Genomic DNA, 16,484 nt, shown 5'->3' with positions numbered 1-16,484 from the left:
GTCGCTTGCTACTTGGTGCGGGGGCGGGAGTGGAAGCCGAGGCCCTCGTCCTGGGCGCCCATCCAGGCGGCCTCGTCGGACTTGCTGTCCGGGACGTAGATGACCTCCTGCTGCCGGCGGTCGGAAACCTCGGGTGGGGGCGACTTCTCGAATTCGTCGGCATCGATGGTGAGCCGTTCGAGGTCGTTCTCCAGCCGCCGTACGGAGTTGGCGTCTCCGTAGTGGGCGCGCAACGCGCCGACGCACTGCCGGAGCTGACCCACCGCGAAGTGCAGCTCAGCAATCTCGCTGCGTGTCATCGAAACCTCCTCGAGCCCGTGTGACAGACCGCACATCGTGATCTACAACACAGTACGTGATCTTCGGTCAGCCCGCCACGGCGTAGGCCGAGCCCGGCGCGGCGGCGGTGCCCACGGCCCGCTCGACCAGCGCGGCCACCGCAGCCGCCACCTCTTCGGCGCGTTCCAGGATCACGCTGTGCCCGGCGCCGTCGAGCCGGACCAGCTCCGCCCCGCCGAGCTGCGAGGCCAGCACCACCGAGTGAGCGAACGGGATCATGATGTCAGCCGAACCCGCCAGCACCAGCGCCGGCAGATCCGCCAGCAGGCGCAGCGTCGCGGTCTCGTCGAAACGGATCAGCGAGTCCAGGAAACAGGTCATGGTGAGCAGCGGGGTGTCGTTGAGCATCGCGGTCGCGACGGCGATCATCCGCGGACTCACCTTGCGGGTGCCGAAACTCGCCTCGCGCACCATCGGCTCGAAGATCCGGCGCGACAGGCGTTTCGACGCCTGCATCATCCGGGGCGCCCGCCGCACCGCGACCCGCAGCGAGGACACGGCGTGCCGGTTCAGGAATCGGGCGAGGCCGACGGTGGTCAGGCTGCCGGCCGCACCGGAGAGCAGCCCGACGCCGGCGATGCGGGTCCCGATCGCGGCGGGGAACAGCCGCGCGTAGGCGAGCACCACCATCGCGCCCATCGAATGTCCCACCAGCACAACGGGTCCGGTCGGCGCGACCGTGCGCAGCACCGCGTCGAGATCCTGACCGAGCTGGTCGATGGTGTAGGTGGCCGGGTCGGCCGCGCCCGATTCGCCGTGGCCGCGGTGGTCGTAGAACACCATGCGGGTGCCCTCGCCCCACTGCCGCCGCAACTGCTCGCGCAGGAAGGACCAGGATTCGGTGCGCAGGCAGTGGCCGTGCACGAAGACGACGGTCAGCGGTGCGACGTCCGAGCCGAAGACACGCACTGCCAGTGGCGTGCCGTCGTCGGCGCTGACGGTGACATGGTGGCCGTCGTGGTCGGCGGCGCGGAGTGCGATCGACATGACGTCTCCCGGGAGTCCGTTCTTGCCCGGTTGTCGATAGGTATTGCCAGCGTGTTAACCGCGCGAACCTGCCGTTATGGACACGATGCCGAACCGCCGCCCGGCTCGCCCCTACCGGCGGGTAACAAACCCTCCTACACTCGATGTGATCCTGATCACGTCCGATGGAGGACATCATGACGACCACCGCGAAAGTCGACGCCACCGAAGAACAGGCCCGCGCGCTCGTCGAAGAATCCCGCGAAACCACCTGGGCCAAGCCGTCCTTCGCGAAGGAGATGTTCCTCGGCCGGTTCCGGCTCGACCTGATCCATCCCTATCCCCGGCCGTCGGCCGAGGACGCCGCCAAGACCGAGGCCTATCTGGAACGGCTGCGGGCCTATGTGGCCACCATCGACGGCGCCGTGATCGAGCAGACCGCGAAGATCCCCGCCGAATACGTCCGCGGCCTGGCCGAACTCGGCTGCTTCGGGCTGAAGATCCCCGAGGAGTACGGCGGCCAGGGCCTGTCGCAGGTCGGCTACAACAAGGCGCTGATGGTGGTCGGTTCGGCGCATCCCAGCCTGGGCGTGCTGCTGTCGGCGCACCAGTCGATCGGGGTCCCGGAGCCGCTGAAGCTGGCCGGTACCCCCGAGCAGAAGCGCGAGTTCCTGCCACGCTGTGCGCGTGGTGCGGTCAGTGCCTTCCTGCTCACCGAGCCGGACGTGGGCTCCGACCCGGCCCGCATGGCCTGCACCGCGACGCCGACCGAGGACGGCGAGGCCTACGTGCTCAACGGCGTGAAGTTGTGGACCACCAACGGCGTGGTGGCCGAACTGCTGGTCGTGATGGCCCGGGTGCCGCGCGGCGAGGGACGGCGCGGCGGCATCTCGGCCTTCGTGGTCGAGGCGGATTCCCCAGGCATCACCGTGGAGCGGCGCAACGCCTTCATGGGCCTGCGCGGCATCGAGAACGGCGTCACCCGCATGCACAACGTGCGGGTGCCCCGGGCCAACCTGGTCGGCCGCGAGGGCGACGGCCTGAAGATCGCGCTCACCACGCTGAACGCCGGCCGCCTGGCCATCCCGGCGCTGTGCACGGCCGCGGCCAAGTGGAGCCTGAAGATCGCCCGCGAATGGTCGGCCCAGCGCGTGCAGTGGGGCCGGCCGGTGGGCGAGCACGCGGCGGTCGGCGCGAAGCTGTCCTATATCGCCGCAACGACTTTCGCGCTGGAGGCGGCGCTGGACCTGTCGGGCACCATGTGCGACGAGGACCGCAACGACATCCGCATCGAGGCCGCGCTGGCCAAGCTCTGGGCCTCGGAGATGAGCTGCCGGATCGCCGACGAGCTGGTCCAGATCCGCGGCGGGCGCGGCTACGAGACCGCGGCCTCGCTGGGCGCCCGCGGCGAGCGCGCGGTCGGCGCCGAGCAGTTGGTGCGCGACCTGCGGATCAACCGCATCTTCGAGGGTTCCAGCGAGATCATGCGCCTGCTGATCGCGCGCGAGATGGCCGATGCGCACATGTCCGCCGCCGGCGCCCTGGTCGACCGCAACGCCGAGTTCAAGGACAAGGCCAAGGCGGCGGTCGGCGCGGGCGGTTTCTACGCGAAGTGGTTCCCGCAGCTGGCCGTCGGCGCGGGCACGGTACCGGCCACCTACGCCGAATTCGGGCCGCTGGCCAAGCACGTGCGGTTCGTGGAGCGGATGTCGCGCAAGCAGGCCCGGTCGCTGATGTACGCGATGGGGCGCTGGCAGGCGAAACTCGAGTACCGGCAGGGCTTCCTCGGGCGCATCGTCGACATCGGGGCCGAGTTGTTCGCCATGTCCGCGGCGTGCGTGCGGGCGCAGGCGCTGCGGGCCGAGAACGATGCCGAGGCCGCGGCCGCCGAACAGCTGGCGGATGCCTTCTGTCGGCAGGCGCGGCTGCGGGTGCAGGCGCTGTTCGACGCCCTGTGGGACAACACCGACGACGCCGACACCGCCATCGCGCGCGGCGTCCTCGACGGCCGTTACCAGTGGCTCGAGGCGGGCGTCCTGGACCCGAGCGAGGGCACCGGGCCGTGGATCGCGGAATGGCAGTTCGGTCCCTCCACCGAGGAGAACCTGCTCACGCCATTCCTGCCGTCCACCCGCGAGCCTGATATTCACCTATCTAGTAACGATGCTAGATAGGTGAATATTCACCTGAACAAGCCCTATCGGTCGACCGTGGAAAGGAAGTCGCGCAGGTCGGCGGCGTAGTCGTCGGGCCGGTTCATGGCGATGAAGTGGTGACCCGCCGGGTTGTCCGTCGGCCAGTGCACGATCTTCGCGGTGCGCTCGGCGAGCCGTCGGATACCGGGCGGGCCGCTGTACACGCCGGTCGGCACCGCCGCCGAGCCCGTCGGCCAGGCGAAACCGGTGCTCTCGTAATAGGTCCACGCCGAGGTGCCGAACGTCCGGGTGAACCAGTAGACGCTGAGGTTGGTCAGGAACGCGTCGCGATCGATCGCCGCGTCGAGGGCGCCCGCGGCGCTGAAATCGTGGAACTTCTGCAACATCCACGCCAGCGCCGCGGCCGGGGAGTCGGTCCAGCCGAAGTCGAAGGTCTGCGGCGCCGCCCGCAGCAGTGCGTGGTGGTCGACGCCGTGCATCCAGTCCGCGGACAGCAGCGCCTCGTAGGCGGCCCGCTCGTCGCCGGTCAGGTCCGGTGCGTCGGCCTCGGTCGGAAAGCCCAGTCCCGCAGTGATATACAGGCCGACCACCCGCTCGGGGACCGCCTGCGCGAGTGCCGTGGCGACATAGGTGCCCAGATCGCCGCCCTGCACCACGTAGCGGTCGTAGCCCAGCCGGGTCATCAGCTCCGCCCACATCGCCGCGACGCGGTCGACGGTCCAGCCCGTCGTGTGCGGCGGCTCAGAGAAGCCGAATCCCGGCACCGACGGCACCACCACGTGACAGGCCGAGGCCGGGTCCGCCCCGTGGGCGCGCGGGTCCGTCAGCCGGCCGATCAACTCGGTGAATTCCACGAACGAGTTCGGCCAGCCGTGATTCAGCAGTACGGGAGTCGCTCCCGGCTCCGCCGAGCGGACATGCAGGAAATGCACCGACGCGCCGTCGATCTCGGTGACGAACTGCGGAAACTCGTTGAGCCGCCGCTCCTGCGCCCGCCAGTCGTACTCGCTCTGCCAGTACCGGGCCAGCTCTCGCACCTCGGACACCGGGACCCCGCGGTCGCGTCCCGAACCGGGAAGCTGGGCGGCCCACCGTGTCCGGGCCAACCGCTGCCGGAGGTCGTCGATCTCCGGCTGCGGGATCTCGATGCGGAAGGGGCGAATCTCTGTGCTGCTCATGGAAGGAACGATAGGAACTCAGTAGGACTGTTTTGGTCCTACTTGATTCGAGATAAATCTAGGATTATCTACTTCTTCCGCGATACCTCTGTAGAGATACCTCGCGACGGCCTGTCGAAGTCGAATTCGATTGCTCGCGAGCCGATCCGGCGAAGTACGCGCAACCCCGCCCCTCGGGCCCCGCGCTTGACAGCGGGCGTCCGGATGTGGAGAGCTGACTGTGTGTACGGGTGAGGAGGACCGGCGCCCAGCGGAGGACGGGGATGTTGTTGCGGGCAGGGCAGACGTTCGCGGGGTACACGATCGTGCGCCCGCTGGGCGCGGGCGGCATGGGCGCGGTCTACCTGGCCGACGATCCCGAACTGCCGCGCCGGGTGGCCCTGAAGGTGCTCGACGAGCGCCTGGGCGCCAACCCGCGCTACCGCGGCCTGTTCCGCCGCGAGGCCGAGATGGCCTGCCGGCTCGACCATCCGAACGTGGTGTCGGTGTACAACCGCGGCGCCGAGGACGACGCGCTGTGGATCGCCATGCAGTACGTCGACGGCACCGACGCGGGCGAACTCATCCGCCGCGCGCCCGCCGGGCTGCCGCCGGACCGCGCCGCCCGCATCGTGTGCGCGGCCGCGCGCGGTTTGCAGCACGCGCACGACCAGAACCTGCTGCACCGCGACGTGAAGCCGTCGAATCTGCTGGTGGCCGACGGCGACGACGGCGATCGGATCCTGGTCGTCGATTTCGGGCTGTCCCGCACCGTCGACGCGGACGCCACCGTGACCGAAACCGGTTGGCTGGACTGCACTCCCGCGTACGCGGCCCCGGAGGTGCTGGCGGGCCGTTCCGCGGACCGGCGGGCCGACATCTACTCCCTGGGCGCCACCCTGCTGGCCCTGCTCACCGGCGCGAACCCGGGCGGGCGGTCGCCCCGGCCGGAGGCGCTGCCCACCCAGCCCGACGACCCCGCCCACGCCCCGACGCGCTCGCAGGCCGAGCTGCCCGCCGCGCTGGACGCCGTCATCGCGCGGGCCATGGCCGACGATCCCGACGCCCGCTTCCAGAGTTGCGCGGAATTCGCGGACGCCGTCACCGCGGCCCTGCGCGACGGCGAACCGCCCGCTCCCGCACGCGCATTCGGCCCTTCCCGGAAAGGAATCCGGTGGGCGGCGATCGCCGCGGCGCTCGCGGCGGCGGCCGTGGTCGGCGTCGTGGTGACGGTGATCGCGCTGCCGGAGAAATCGAGCGAGTCGACCGGCGCGCCTTCGCACGGCAGCAGCGCCGCCTCGATCACCAGCAGGCACTGCTACTGGCGGTCCCTGGTACCGGTCGGCGACGGCTCGTTCGTGCGCTTGCCCAGCGGCGCGGCCGATCACGACGACGGCCGGTGCATCCTCGGCGTCGGCGACCAGGGCGACCCGGTGCGCGCGGTGCAGGAGGCGCTCACGCTGTGCCGGCACATACCGCTCACCGTGAGCGGTCTCTACGACGCCGCCACCACCAACGCCGTCAAGCACGAGCAATCCGACGGCGGCGCGGACATCGACGGCGTCTACGGCCCGGAGACGCGCTCGAAGGCCTTGCAGTGGCCGGTCTTCCGAGACTCCGACGGCGCCTACGCCGGGCGCTGCGTGCGCATGCCCTAGGTGTTGACGCTGCGCAGGTACCGCCCGAAGTGCGGCACCGTGAAACCGATGGTGCCGCGCTCGGCCGAATAGATGAGGCCCTTCTTGATCAACCCGTCGCGCGCCGGCGACAGCGAGGCGGGCTTGCGCCCCAGCTCCTTGGCCACCGCCGCCGTCGCTACCGGGCCGTCGTCGCCGGACAGATCGGCCATGGCGCGCATGTACTCCCGCTCGGCCGGGGTGGCGCGCTCGTACCGGGAGCCGAAGAACCCGACCGCCAGCTCCTCCTCGGCGGCGGGCGCGGCCAGTTCGACGTCCTCGACGCCGATCGGGCTCTGCGCCGCCACGTCCCAGGTGGCCTTGCCGTAGGCCTGCACGAAATACGGATAGCCGTCGGCCTTGCGGTACAGCGCGTCCAGCGCCGCCTCGGTGAACTTCACCTGTTCGCGTTCGGCGGGCGCGATGAGGGCCAGATCGGCCGCCTCCCGGTCCAGCCGATCGATGCGGTGATAGCCGAACAGTCGCTCGGAGTAGCTCTTCGACGCCGACAGCACCGCCGGCAGGTGCGGCAGTCCCGCGCCCACGACGATCAACGGCGCTGCCTCCTGGCTCAATTCGTGGCAGGCGCCGCAGATCGCGGAGATGTCGGCCGGGCCCAGGTCCTGCATCTCGTCGATGAAGACCGCGATGCCGACGCCGCTGTCCTGGGCCAGCTGGCCCGCCTCCATCAGCAGTTCCACCAGGTCGATCTCGATGTCGCCGGAATCGGCGCGCCCGGTGACGGCCGGCACGTCTATGCCGGGCTGCCAGCGTTCGCGCATGCCCTTGTCGGCGGTGGCGCGCAGCGCGAAAGCCTTGAGGATGCCCAGGAAATCGTCCACCATCTCCGGATTGCGGTGTGCCACCGCGACCTGCCGCACCGCCATGTGCAGCGCGGAGGCCAGCGGCCGGCGCAGTCCCTGATCGGGCCGCGCCTCCAATTTCCCGGTGCCCCAGCCGCGCGAGCGGGCCGTGGAACGAAGCTGGTTGAGCAGCACCGTCTTTCCGACGCCGCGCAGGCCGGTGAGCATCACGCTGCGCTCGGGTCGGCCGCGCGAGACGCGCTCCAGCACGATGTCGAAGGCGTCGAGTTGCCTGGCGCGCCCGGCGAGTTCGGGCGGTCGCTGACCGGCTCCGGGGGCATACGGATTCCGCACGGGGTCCATGCCCGTACACCGTAGCCCCTCGCGATGTCATTCTCGGTGCATCTACGGAATGCCCTAGAGACAGTTATCGTCCGGCATGCACCTATCCTTGTCAGTGTCACGAACGGGGTCCCAGCGCAGGGAGAGACATGTCGGAGGAATCCACTCCCACCGTCGGCGAGGTGGTCGAATCCTGGAACGTGCCGGCGAACGCTCCGGTCGCCACGCGCATCCGCGACAACATCCTGGTGGCCATCGAGCGCGGCTACGACGATCCGCAGCTGGTCGCCGATCTCGCGGTCGGCCCGCTGGTGATGGCGCTGGGCCGGCTCGAGATCGAACTCGCCGAGGCGCGCGACCGGATCACCGAATTGGAACGCGCGCTGCGCCTGCGCGACTGAGCCACGCCCACGTGGATCGGCCGCGACCGGTCGGTAACGCCGCCGCGGCTCGGTTCGATAACACCGTTGTCCGGGGCGATGCCTAGTCGTTATCACCGGGCCCGAGCGCGTGATTCGGTGGCTGTCCTGGGTATTCGCGGCCGGCGGCGAACACGCGGTCCTGTGGGGTGGACAACAGCGCCCGCCCGTCGTAATCTCTTCGTGACCCGATGGAGGCAGTCGCTTCGCAGGCGAGGCGGCCCATCGAGTTACCGCCTAATCGGATACCGGGTGGGCAGCCCGATATCCGAGCCGGGGACCCAGGTTTGTGGGGTGAATCCGCTTCGGCCACACGGTCGTCGAGGTAGGGCCGAACTTCCCGGCCCGAACCCGTCAGCTAACCCGGTCGGTGGGTGGGCAGGAAGAAACAGGAGACTCAGCTCGGTGGGTAAACACAGCTTGCAGCGGGAATCTCGGCTCCCGAATTCTGTGAAGGGCGCGCTCGTATTCGGTGCGGTCGCCGCTTCCACTGGTGCTATGCCGGCCATCTCGGCACAGGCAGCAACCATCAACGTTCCCGGCTTCGGCAACTTCGACGTGCCGCTCGGTGCCGAGTACGACCAGCAGGTCGCTCAGGCCAACCAGGCACTCGCCGACCACGCCGACGAAATCAAGGGCTTCCAGCAGTCGCTGGCGGCTCCGCAGGCCATCGCGCCCGGCCCCGCCGCGCCGAACTTCTTCGAGCAGCAGAAGCCGAGCACCAACGGCGACATCGCGCTCGACGCGGCCCGCAGCAAGATCGGCGCCCAGTACGTCTGGGGCGGCAACGGCCCGAACGGCTTCGACTGCTCCGGCCTGGTGAAGTGGGCCTACAAGCAGGCCGGAATCGACCTGCCGCGCACCAGCTTCGAGCAGTCGCACGTCGGCCGCCCGGTCGCCTTCCAGGACCTGCAGCCCGGCGACCTCATCATCCAGAACGGCGGCGGCCACGTGGCCATGTACGCCGGCGACGGTCAGATCCTGCACGCCCCGCAGGCCGGCGAGCCCGTCGAGTACTCGCACCTGAACCCCGACTCGATCGTCACCGCACGTCGCGTCGCCTGAGAGTTGCCCCGGTCCGTCCTGCGCGTAACCTTCTGAACGTATGCGCGCAGAGACGGATCAGCAGCTCGCCTCCGCCCGGGTCGATTCCTGGGTGTGGGCGGTGCGCTTGTTCAAGACCCGGTCGGCGGCGGCGACCGCCTGCCGGGCCGGGCACGTCCGCGTGAACGGCGTGGCGGTGAAGCCCGCCCATCAGATCAAGCCCGGCGACGAGGTTCGAGTCCGTGTCAACGGCATCGAGCGCATCGTCGTCGTGGAGCGGGTCATCGCCAAACGCGTGGGTGCCGCCATCGCCACGCAGTGCTTCATCGACAAGTCTCCTCCTCCGCCTGCCCCGGAAATCCTCGCCACCATGCCGCGCCGCGATCGCGGTTCCGGTCGTCCCACGAAACGGGAGCGCCGCGAGACGGATCGCCTACTCGGCCGTTCGCCCGACTGACATTCCCGCTCCCGGCCGTCGCGTCCGCTATGTCGAATCTCGTTGGCGTGCTGTGGGGAAGCCCTCGGCCAGTGCGGCGCTCAAGGCGGCAATGGTCGGGTGCTTCGGGAGGGGACCGGTGTCGGGATTCGGGGGTGGGCCGTGGTCGCGGTGCGGGAGCAGCGCGCGCAGGCGGGTGGCCAAGGGGGACGGGTCGTCGGTGGGCGTGTAGTCCACCGCGAGCAGCGAGGGCGCGCGGTGGCCGAGGGCGACCGACAGCACGGCGGTGCCGCGGGCTACGTCGAAGGGGGTGACGCCGGCGCGTCGCCAGTGCGCGGTCGCCGGGGCGGGGCCGGAAATCCATGCGCCCCAGTCGATGCTGCGGACCCGATCGTCGGTCCGGTTGTGTGCCAGTGCGTTCAGAGCCGCGTGCGCGGCGGCGTCGGCGGCCTGTCCGGGGGAGCCCAGTGCGCCGGTCGCCGAGGAGGACAGCAGCACGAAGTCGAGCGGGTCGGCTGCGGTGAGGTCGATCAGATGCCGGGCTCCGCCGGCGCGCGGTTCGAACAGCTCGGCAAGGGAACTCGTTGTGACAGCGCCGAATTCGGCGTCGCGCCGGAGTCCGGCGGCATGCACCGCGCCTCGGATGGTGGACCCGCAGGCGCGGATGTCGAACAGGGCGTTCGCGAGGTCGGCGCGGTCGGTCACATCGCAGCGGACGACCACGATCCGGTCGTCGGAGCCGTCGAGGAGCTGCGGCAGCGGGCGCGGTGTGCGGGTCAGCACCACCAGGTCGCGCGCACCCGCGTCGAGCAGCCAGCGGGCCGCGACCGAACCGAGCGCGCCGAGACCGCCTGTCACCACATAGGTGCCCTCGGGCCGAATGGTGATCGGGGTGCCGCTCGCGGTCGCGGGCCGGAACCGGCGCGCGGTGACGGTATACCCGCGCACCAGGAGCTCTTGCGGGCCAACGGTTTCCAGTACCAGGCCGACGAGGCGTTCCGGTGCGCCGTCGGCGGTCCAGATCAGCCGGGTCGGTATCGCCGACTCCAGTTGCAGGGTGCGGACCAGGCCGGCGATCGCGTGCTGGGTCGGTGACGTGCGGTCGGTCAGCACCACCGTCAGTGTCGCCACGACGGTGCTGTCGAGCAGCCTGCGCAACAGGTCGAGCGCACCGGCCACACCCGTCGTCACCGGGCCCGGCAGCTCCGGCGCGGGCCAGACCAGCACGACCGCCGTCGGAACACCCTGATCCGCCAGCAGCGAGGCCGCGATCGGCCCCGCGTCCACCGGGTCGCGCCTGATCCGCAGGCTCGGCAGCCGTCGGCTCAGCTGCTGCTCGAGCTCGGCGGCGGCAGCGGACTCGCCGACCACGAGGGCCTGGTGGAACGGCAGATTCACGGGGGCGGTGGTCGTTTCGGCAATGTCGACGGCCTCCCAGTACTCCTCGTTGACAATCGTCGCCGCCCACTCGGTCGCGGTGGCGACAGTGGGGTCGTACACGGCCGCGCCCCGGGTCGGCCACGGCTGCCCGTTGCCGTCGCCCACCACACCCTGATCCGCGATCAACCACTCGTAACCGGTTGTCGCCTGCGTCGATTCGGCTTTCACCGTCGGGCCGAGGGGAATGCCGTCGCCGTCGCTGTCGCGGAGACCGACCCCATCGCTGTTTTCCTCCGCAGCGGTCTGCGGTGGTGGGGCGTGGGTGTGTTCGGTAGTCGGTGGGGATGGGAATCGTCCGTGGCGCGAGGGGTTTTCGGCTGTCGTGCTCGACATGCGGCCGTCGGCGTAGAGGCGGGCTACCGCTTCGAGGAAGGACTCGGCCTCGTTGTCGGCGACCACCAGGGGATAGGTGGTGGTGGCGAAGGCCGGGTGGGCGCGTACCACCGGCGTGAGGGTGGGATGGGGCGCGATCTCGACCACGGTGGACATGCCGTCGTCGGCGGCTGCCGCCAGGGCGGACGCCAGTTCTACTGTGCCCGAGATATTTTCGGTCCAGTAGTCGGCACCGAGGGTCGGCGTGGTGATCACCGCCGACCGCCGCACCGTCGAATACACCGGTATTCCCGGGGCGCGGGGAGTCACGTCGCGGAGTTGGGAAGTGAACTCCGGCAGTGCTTCTCGCATGGCCGGTACGTGGCTGAGGTCCGCGACCGCATTGAGTTCGGCGGACCACCCGCGCCTTCGCGCGCGCCGCACCAGTGCCTCGACGTAGCGCGGCACCCCGGTCACCACCACCGAGTCCGGTCCGTCCACGGTGGCGAGGGAGACCGCCGAGCGCATGGGTTCCACCAGCCGGCGCACGTCGGCCGGGGTCGCGCGCAGGACGGCGGCCGCGCCCGGATCGTCCAGCCGGGACAGGGTGTGCCCGCGCGTCGCGGCCACCCGCGCGCCGTCGGAGAGCGACAGCGCGCCCGCCACCACCGCGGCCGCGATCTCGCCCGCGCCGTGCCCGGCCACCGCGTGCGCGTGAATCCCCCACGCCTGCACCAGTTCCGCGAGGGCAAGCTGGTACACGAACAGCGTCGGCTGCACCGAATCGGCCGTCTCCAGGCTCCGCGCGAAACCGTGCCGAGGCGTCCAGACCCGCCGCCCACCGGCCCGCACCACGGCTTCCGTAGCCGCGTCCACCGCCCGCGCGAACACCGGATACCGCGCCGCCAGCGCCCGCCCCATCCGCACATGCTCACCACCCGGCCCGGAAAACAGGAACAACACCCCCTGCCGCCCCCGACCATCCGCCGACCCGTTCATCGACCGACTCCTACCGACCAGCCGGAACGCGAAAGATGCAGTGGCGATGCAGCTTCTGTGCGCTTGGGAAACACGGCGACGAGCACCGAAAGAAGCAGTGGCGATGCAGCTTCCGTGCGCTTGGGAAACACCGCCGCGAGTAGCACCGAACGATGCGGGGGTGATTCTTGCGCGCGGGATGCCGCTGAGGTGGCCTGGACCACCGAAAGACGCAGGGGCCGTGCGGCTGGCGCGCGGGATGCCGCTGAGGTGGCCGGGACCGCCGAAAGATGCAGGGGCCGTGCGGCTTGCGCGCGGGTTGCCGCTGAGGTGGCCGGTATCGCCGCATCCCGGCCCACCGCGGCGGGCCCGGTGGCCGGGCTGGGCGGGGGTTCGGTCATGGTGTCGCGTAAGGCTCGATCGTCTTGCTGTGACCCATAAGGGCGCTCCCTCCCGCATCCGGTGAGATCACCGGCCGTCAGGTGTCCCCCGGCGATTATGCCGAGAACTTGCCCTGCGGAGAAGAGGCTTCCGGGGCGTCGCACCGATCGCATAACGTGGCGCTGTGACCGAACCGACCTCCCAGCCGGACCTCGCCGCCGGGCGACCCGGAGCCGTACACGCATTGGCCGACTGCTGTTCCGCGCTGCTCGCGACGCCGCGTCGATTGCTGCGCCCGCGTCGGCCCGACCCCGGATTCCTGGCGCGCGTCGAGGTGGCCCCGGTTCCCCCGGCCCGCAACACCGTCGCGCTGACCGCCCTGGTGCAGGCCCGCACCTCGGCCCCGGCCGCCGTCGTCGCCGAGGGGATGCGCTCGCTGCGTTCGCTGCCGATGGCCATGGGCGCGTTCCTGATTCAGCATCCGCAGGCCCGGTTCCTGGTCGACCCGGCGATCTGCGCGGCGGTGCACAAGCGCGTGCTACCGGGCATGCCGTTCCCGGTGGGCATGCTGGTCTCGCCGGAGAAGCCGGTGCTCGGCCTGGCCGACGCCCTGGCCGCGCGCGAGCTCTCGGGTGCGGACATCGACTTCACAGTGGCGACCCACCTGCACTGGGATCACGTCTCCGGCCTGCTCGACCTGCCCGAGTCGATCGAATTGCGGGTTCCCGCAACGGAATACGACTGGGCGATGACAGGCGACCGAGCCCCGTACGGCGTGGTCCGCGCCCCGCTGGTGAACCGCCCGCGCGGCACCCTCGAACTCGACGGCCCACCGGTGCTCACCTTCACCCGCAGCCACGACCTGTTCGGCGACGGCGCGGTGCTGCTGGTCGACCTGCCCGGCCACACCCCGGGCAGCATCGGCGTCCTGCTCGCGGTCGACGACGGCACCCGCGTCCTGCTCGCCGGCGACGCCATCTGGAACACCGTGCAGATCAAGCTGATTCGCGAGAAGGCCCCCATGCCCGGCCGCCTGTTCGACGCCGACCGCGACAAAACCTTCGAAACCATCCAGCGCCTACACGCCCTCCCCGCCGGCATCGAGGTCATCGCCAGCCACGACTACGACGCCGTCCTCGCCCGCGCCTAACCCGAAAGCCCGCACGAGCGTCGCCGCGGTCTCAGGCGACGAAGGAGGAGAGGCGGGAGGTGATGAGGGATTCGGCCTCGGTGACCATGCGGGAGATCAGGTCGGCGCAGGTGGGGATGTCGTCGATGAGGCCCTGGACCTGGCCGGCGGACCAGATGCCGGCGTCGAGGTCGCCCTCCTCGAAGACGCGGCGGCCGCGGGCACCGGCTACGAGGTCGCGGACGTCCTCGAAGGTGCCGCCGGCGGCCTCGATCTCGACGACCTTGCGGCTGATCTCGTTGTCGGCCACGCGGGCGGTGTTGCGCATGGTGCGGAAGATGAGCTGGGTGTCGCGCTCGCTGTGGGCGACGATGCGCTCCTTGACCTTCTGGTGCACCGCCGACTCCTGTGTGCACAGGAAGCGGGTGCCCATGTTGACGCCGTCCGCGCCCAGCGCCAGCGCCGCGACCAGGCCGCGGGCGTCGGCGATGCCGCCGGAGGCGATGATCGGGATCTCCAGCGCCTTCGCGGCGGCGGGGATCAGCACCAGGCCGGGCACATCGTCCTCGCCCGGGTGCCCGGCGCATTCGAAGCCGTCGATCGACACGCCGTCGACGCCGATCTTCTGCGCCTTGAGCGCGTGCCGGACGCTGGTGCACTTGTGCAGCACCTTGACCCCGGCCGCCTTGTAGTAGGGGAGGAAGGGCTCGGGGTTGCTGCCCGCGGTCTCGACGATCTTCACCCCCGACTCGATGATCGCCTCGACGTACTCCTCGTACGGCGGCGGGTTGATCGAGGGCAGGATCGTCACGTTCACGCCGAACGGCTTGTCGGTGAGGTCGCGGGCGCGCGCGATCTCGTTGCGCAGATCGTCCGGGGTGGGCTGGGTGAGCGCGGTGATGAAGCCGAGGCCACCGGCGTCGGCGACGGCCGCGACGAGTTCGGCCCGGCCGACCCACATCATGCCGCCCTGCACGATGGGATGTTCGACGCCGAACTCCTCGGTGAACCTGGTGCGCAACATCGGTTGTCCTCCTGCTGTGTACGGCGGCGGTGCCGACCCGCGCCGCCCGCGACTGGGCTCGATGGTGGCACGGCCGCCGGGCCGAGTACAACCTTCATGTAAGTCGCAGTTTGCTTCCATCTCGGGCTATGTCCACAACCCGCCAGTCGAAGGGACTGCGCCAGCCGTCGTCTATTTGGCCTCTGAGCTGGAAAATGATCAGGTGAGAAGCAGGTTGCCGATTACTCTCTGTAACCCTTGTCACGATGAAAAGTTAGTTGGTATTCTCACGAATGTTCAGCCGACGGCCTGAGAGGACTACAGCATGACCACCGGTGCCCCATCGCTCGACGAGCCGATCCGGTCGCGGCGCAACCACTGGAACAACCAGTTGGCCACGCATGCGCTGATGCGCCCGGACGGCGTCGCGATCCGGTACCGCGGGCGGGACACCACCTGGAAGCGGCTGCACGAGCGCTCGCAGAAGTTCGCCGACGCGCTCGCCCGCCGCGGGGTCGGCTTCGGCGACCGCGTGCTGATCCTCGCGCTCAACTACCCCGAGTACCTGGAGGCCGTGTTCGGGATCAACGCGCTCGGCGCCATCGCGGTGCCGGTCAACTTCCGGCTCACCCCGCCGGAGGTGGCCTACATCGTCGCGGACTCGGGCGCCAAGGTCGTCGTCACCGACACCGTGCTGCAGCCGCTGGCCACCGGCGTCATGGCGCAGTCCCCGGCGCTCGAGACCTGCGTCGTGATCGGCGGGCAGAGCGCGGAGGGCGTCCTGGGCTACGACGACGCGCTGGCCGAGGAGGGGGAGCCGCACGTCCCGCTGGACATCCCCGAGGACACCCCCTGCCTGATCATGTACACCTCGGGCACCACGGGCAGCCCGAAGGGCGCGATCCTCACCCACACCAACATGACCGCGCAGGCGCTCACCTGCATCCGGGCCATGGACCTGACCCCCGAGTCGGTCGGCTTCTGTACCTCGCCGCTGTTCCACATCGCCGGATTGGGCAGCCTCGCACCGGCTTTCCAACTCGGCAGCAAGACGGTGCTGCACCCGCTGGGCGCGTTCGACCCGACCGAATTCCTGGACGCCGTCGAGGCCGAGCAGGCCACCACCGCGTTCTGCGTGCCCGCGCAGTGGCAGCTGATCTGCGAGGAGCCGACGGTCAAGCAGCGCAAGACGGCGCTGAAGATGCTGAGCTGGGGCGCGGCCCCCGCCTCCGACACGGTGCTGCGGGCGATGGCCGACTGCTTCCCCGACGCCCAGAACGTCGCGGTGTTCGGCCAGACCGAGATGTCGCCGATCACCTGCGTGCTCGAGGGCCGCGACGCGCTGCGCAAGCTGGGCTCGGTGGGCCGCCCCATCCCGACCATCCAGGCCCGCATCGTCGACGACGAGATGAACGACGTCGCGCCCGGTGAGATCGGCGAGATCGTCTACCGCGGGCCGACTCTCATGCAGGGCTACTGGAACAAGCCCGAGGCCACCGCGGAGGCGTTCGCCGGCGGCTGGTTCCACTCCGGCGACCTGGTCCGGGTCGACGAGGAGGGCTTCGTCTACGTGGTGGACCGCAAGAAGGACATGATCATCTCCGGCGGCGAGAACATCTACTGCGCCGAGGTGGAGAACGTGCTGTTCGCGCACCCGAAGATCCACGAGGCCGCCGTGGTCGGCCGCGCGCACGAGAAGTGGGGCGAGGTCCCGGTCGCCGTTGTCGCCCTGACGAATCCGGACGACACGCTCACCCTCGCGGAACTCGAACCGTTCCTCAACGAGAACCTGGCCCGCTACAAGCACCCCAAGGACTTGGTGCTGGTGCCGGAGCTGCCCCGCAATGCCAGCGGCAAGGTGGTGAAGGTGCAACTGCGCAAGGAGTATTCGGCCTAGCGCGCA

The 16,484-nt window shown here is 70.1% G+C and carries 13 protein-coding genes and 1 riboswitch; of the genes, 7 read left to right on the top strand and 6 right to left on the bottom strand.

Annotated elements, in window-relative coordinates; genetic code table 11:
* Nucleotides 1-8 precede the first annotated feature (8 nt).
* Together IU476_RS33595 and IU476_RS33590 are read right to left on the bottom strand one after the other, a co-directional pair.
* Nucleotides 9-299 (bottom strand): Rv0250c family protein, encoded by a 291-nt coding sequence (locus IU476_RS33595; RefSeq protein ID WP_195106359.1) that lies wholly within the window; start codon nucleotides 297-299, stop codon nucleotides 9-11.
* Nucleotides 300-366: 67 nt separating this feature from the next.
* Nucleotides 367-1,326 (bottom strand): alpha/beta fold hydrolase, encoded by a 960-nt coding sequence (locus IU476_RS33590; RefSeq protein ID WP_195106358.1) that lies wholly within the window; start codon nucleotides 1,324-1,326, stop codon nucleotides 367-369.
* Nucleotides 1,327-1,502: 176 nt separating this feature from the next.
* Here IU476_RS33590 and IU476_RS33585 point away from each other — a divergent pair, with 176 nt between their 5' ends.
* Entirely contained in the window at nucleotides 1,503-3,479 is a 1,977-nt protein-coding gene (locus IU476_RS33585) for an acyl-CoA dehydrogenase family protein (protein ID WP_195106357.1), read from the top strand.
* Between the two features lie 23 nt (nucleotides 3,480-3,502).
* Here IU476_RS33585 and IU476_RS33580 read toward each other — a convergent pair whose 3' ends face one another.
* Entirely contained in the window at nucleotides 3,503-4,639 is a 1,137-nt protein-coding gene (locus IU476_RS33580; RefSeq protein WP_195106356.1) for an epoxide hydrolase family protein, read from the bottom strand.
* Nucleotides 4,640-4,902: 263 nt separating this feature from the next.
* Here IU476_RS33580 and IU476_RS33575 point away from each other — a divergent pair, with 263 nt between their 5' ends.
* Nucleotides 4,903-6,276 carry a serine/threonine-protein kinase gene (locus IU476_RS33575; protein WP_195106355.1) on the top strand — a complete coding sequence of 458 codons (1,374 nt, stop codon included), beginning with the start codon at nucleotides 4,903-4,905 and terminating at the stop codon, nucleotides 6,274-6,276.
* Here IU476_RS33575 and IU476_RS33570 read toward each other — a convergent pair.
* A complete protein-coding gene (locus IU476_RS33570; RefSeq protein WP_195106354.1) occupies nucleotides 6,273-7,460 on the bottom strand; it encodes a DUF8462 domain-containing protein in 1,188 nt (395 codons plus the stop codon). The two genes, IU476_RS33575 and IU476_RS33570, sit on opposite strands and share 4 nt — an antisense overlap.
* 128 nt (nucleotides 7,461-7,588) lie before the next feature.
* Here IU476_RS33570 and IU476_RS33565 point away from each other — a divergent pair, with 128 nt between their 5' ends.
* The 3 genes from IU476_RS33565 (at nucleotide 7,589) to IU476_RS33555 (ending at nucleotide 9,359) form a co-directional block, all read left to right on the top strand.
* Complete coding sequence (locus IU476_RS33565) at nucleotides 7,589-7,840, top strand: hypothetical protein (RefSeq protein ID WP_195106353.1); 252 nt, start codon at nucleotides 7,589-7,591, stop codon at nucleotides 7,838-7,840.
* A gap of 242 nt (nucleotides 7,841-8,082) precedes the next feature.
* Nucleotides 8,083-8,246, top strand: a riboswitch (cyclic di-AMP (ydaO/yuaA leader).
* Nucleotides 8,247-8,356: 110 nt separating this feature from the next.
* Nucleotides 8,357-8,923, top strand: a complete 567-nt coding sequence (locus IU476_RS36540; RefSeq protein WP_228824739.1) for a C40 family peptidase — start codon at nucleotides 8,357-8,359, stop codon at nucleotides 8,921-8,923.
* 40 nt (nucleotides 8,924-8,963) lie between these two features.
* Nucleotides 8,964-9,359: an RNA-binding S4 domain-containing protein gene (locus tag IU476_RS33555; protein ID WP_195106352.1), complete on the top strand. Its 396-nt coding sequence runs from the start codon at nucleotides 8,964-8,966 to the stop codon at nucleotides 9,357-9,359.
* 27 nt (nucleotides 9,360-9,386) lie between these two features.
* Here IU476_RS33555 and IU476_RS33550 read toward each other — a convergent pair whose 3' ends face one another.
* Nucleotides 9,387-12,089 (bottom strand): SDR family NAD(P)-dependent oxidoreductase, encoded by a 2,703-nt coding sequence (locus IU476_RS33550; protein ID WP_267466681.1) that lies wholly within the window; start codon nucleotides 12,087-12,089, stop codon nucleotides 9,387-9,389.
* Nucleotides 12,090-12,633: 544 nt separating this feature from the next.
* On the opposite strand from IU476_RS33550, the gene IU476_RS33545 reads away from it, so the two are divergent.
* Nucleotides 12,634-13,599 (top strand): MBL fold metallo-hydrolase, encoded by a 966-nt coding sequence (locus IU476_RS33545; RefSeq protein ID WP_195106350.1) that lies wholly within the window; start codon nucleotides 12,634-12,636, stop codon nucleotides 13,597-13,599.
* 31 nt (nucleotides 13,600-13,630) lie between these two features.
* On the opposite strand, the gene IU476_RS33540 is transcribed toward IU476_RS33545, so the two are convergent.
* Nucleotides 13,631-14,602, bottom strand: a complete 972-nt coding sequence (locus IU476_RS33540) for an NAD(P)H-dependent flavin oxidoreductase (protein ID WP_195106349.1) — start codon at nucleotides 14,600-14,602, stop codon at nucleotides 13,631-13,633.
* Nucleotides 14,603-14,906: 304 nt separating this feature from the next.
* Between IU476_RS33540 and fadD5 the strand changes: the two genes are divergently transcribed.
* Nucleotides 14,907-16,478: a fatty-acid--CoA ligase FadD5 gene (gene fadD5, locus IU476_RS33535; protein ID WP_195106348.1), complete on the top strand. Its 1,572-nt coding sequence runs from the start codon at nucleotides 14,907-14,909 to the stop codon at nucleotides 16,476-16,478.
* Nucleotides 16,479-16,484: the final 6 nt, after the last annotated feature.

The sequence above is a fragment of the Nocardia blacklockiae genome, from assembly GCF_015477355.1.
GTDB lineage: Bacteria > Actinomycetota > Actinomycetes > Mycobacteriales > Mycobacteriaceae > Nocardia > Nocardia blacklockiae.
The sequence above is the reverse complement of the archived record's forward strand: the minus strand, read 5'-3'. Positions and strand labels throughout refer to the sequence as shown.

Excerpts from the sequence above, each read along its gene's own strand:
- IU476_RS33550 (WP_267466681.1), bottom strand. The coding sequence starts at position 12,089 with ATGAACGGGTCGGCGGATGGTCGGGGGCGGCAGGGGGTGTTGTTCCTG.
- IU476_RS33555 (WP_195106352.1), top strand. The coding sequence starts at position 8,964 with ATGCGCGCAGAGACGGATCAGCAGCTCGCCTCCGCCCGGGTCGATTCC.
- IU476_RS33570 (WP_195106354.1), bottom strand. The coding sequence starts at position 7,460 with ATGGACCCCGTGCGGAATCCGTATGCCCCCGGAGCCGGTCAGCGACCG.
- IU476_RS33575 (WP_195106355.1), top strand. The coding sequence starts at position 4,903 with ATGTTGTTGCGGGCAGGGCAGACGTTCGCGGGGTACACGATCGTGCGC.
- IU476_RS33580 (WP_195106356.1), bottom strand. The coding sequence starts at position 4,639 with ATGAGCAGCACAGAGATTCGCCCCTTCCGCATCGAGATCCCGCAGCCG.
- IU476_RS33585 (WP_195106357.1), top strand. The coding sequence starts at position 1,503 with ATGACGACCACCGCGAAAGTCGACGCCACCGAAGAACAGGCCCGCGCG.
- IU476_RS33540 (WP_195106349.1), bottom strand. The coding sequence starts at position 14,602 with ATGTTGCGCACCAGGTTCACCGAGGAGTTCGGCGTCGAACATCCCATC.
- IU476_RS36540 (WP_228824739.1), top strand. The coding sequence starts at position 8,357 with ATGCCGGCCATCTCGGCACAGGCAGCAACCATCAACGTTCCCGGCTTC.
- IU476_RS33595 (WP_195106359.1), bottom strand. The coding sequence starts at position 299 with ATGACACGCAGCGAGATTGCTGAGCTGCACTTCGCGGTGGGTCAGCTC.
- IU476_RS33565 (WP_195106353.1), top strand. The coding sequence starts at position 7,589 with ATGTCGGAGGAATCCACTCCCACCGTCGGCGAGGTGGTCGAATCCTGG.
- IU476_RS33590 (WP_195106358.1), bottom strand. The coding sequence starts at position 1,326 with ATGTCGATCGCACTCCGCGCCGCCGACCACGACGGCCACCATGTCACC.
- fadD5 (WP_195106348.1), top strand. The coding sequence starts at position 14,907 with ATGACCACCGGTGCCCCATCGCTCGACGAGCCGATCCGGTCGCGGCGC.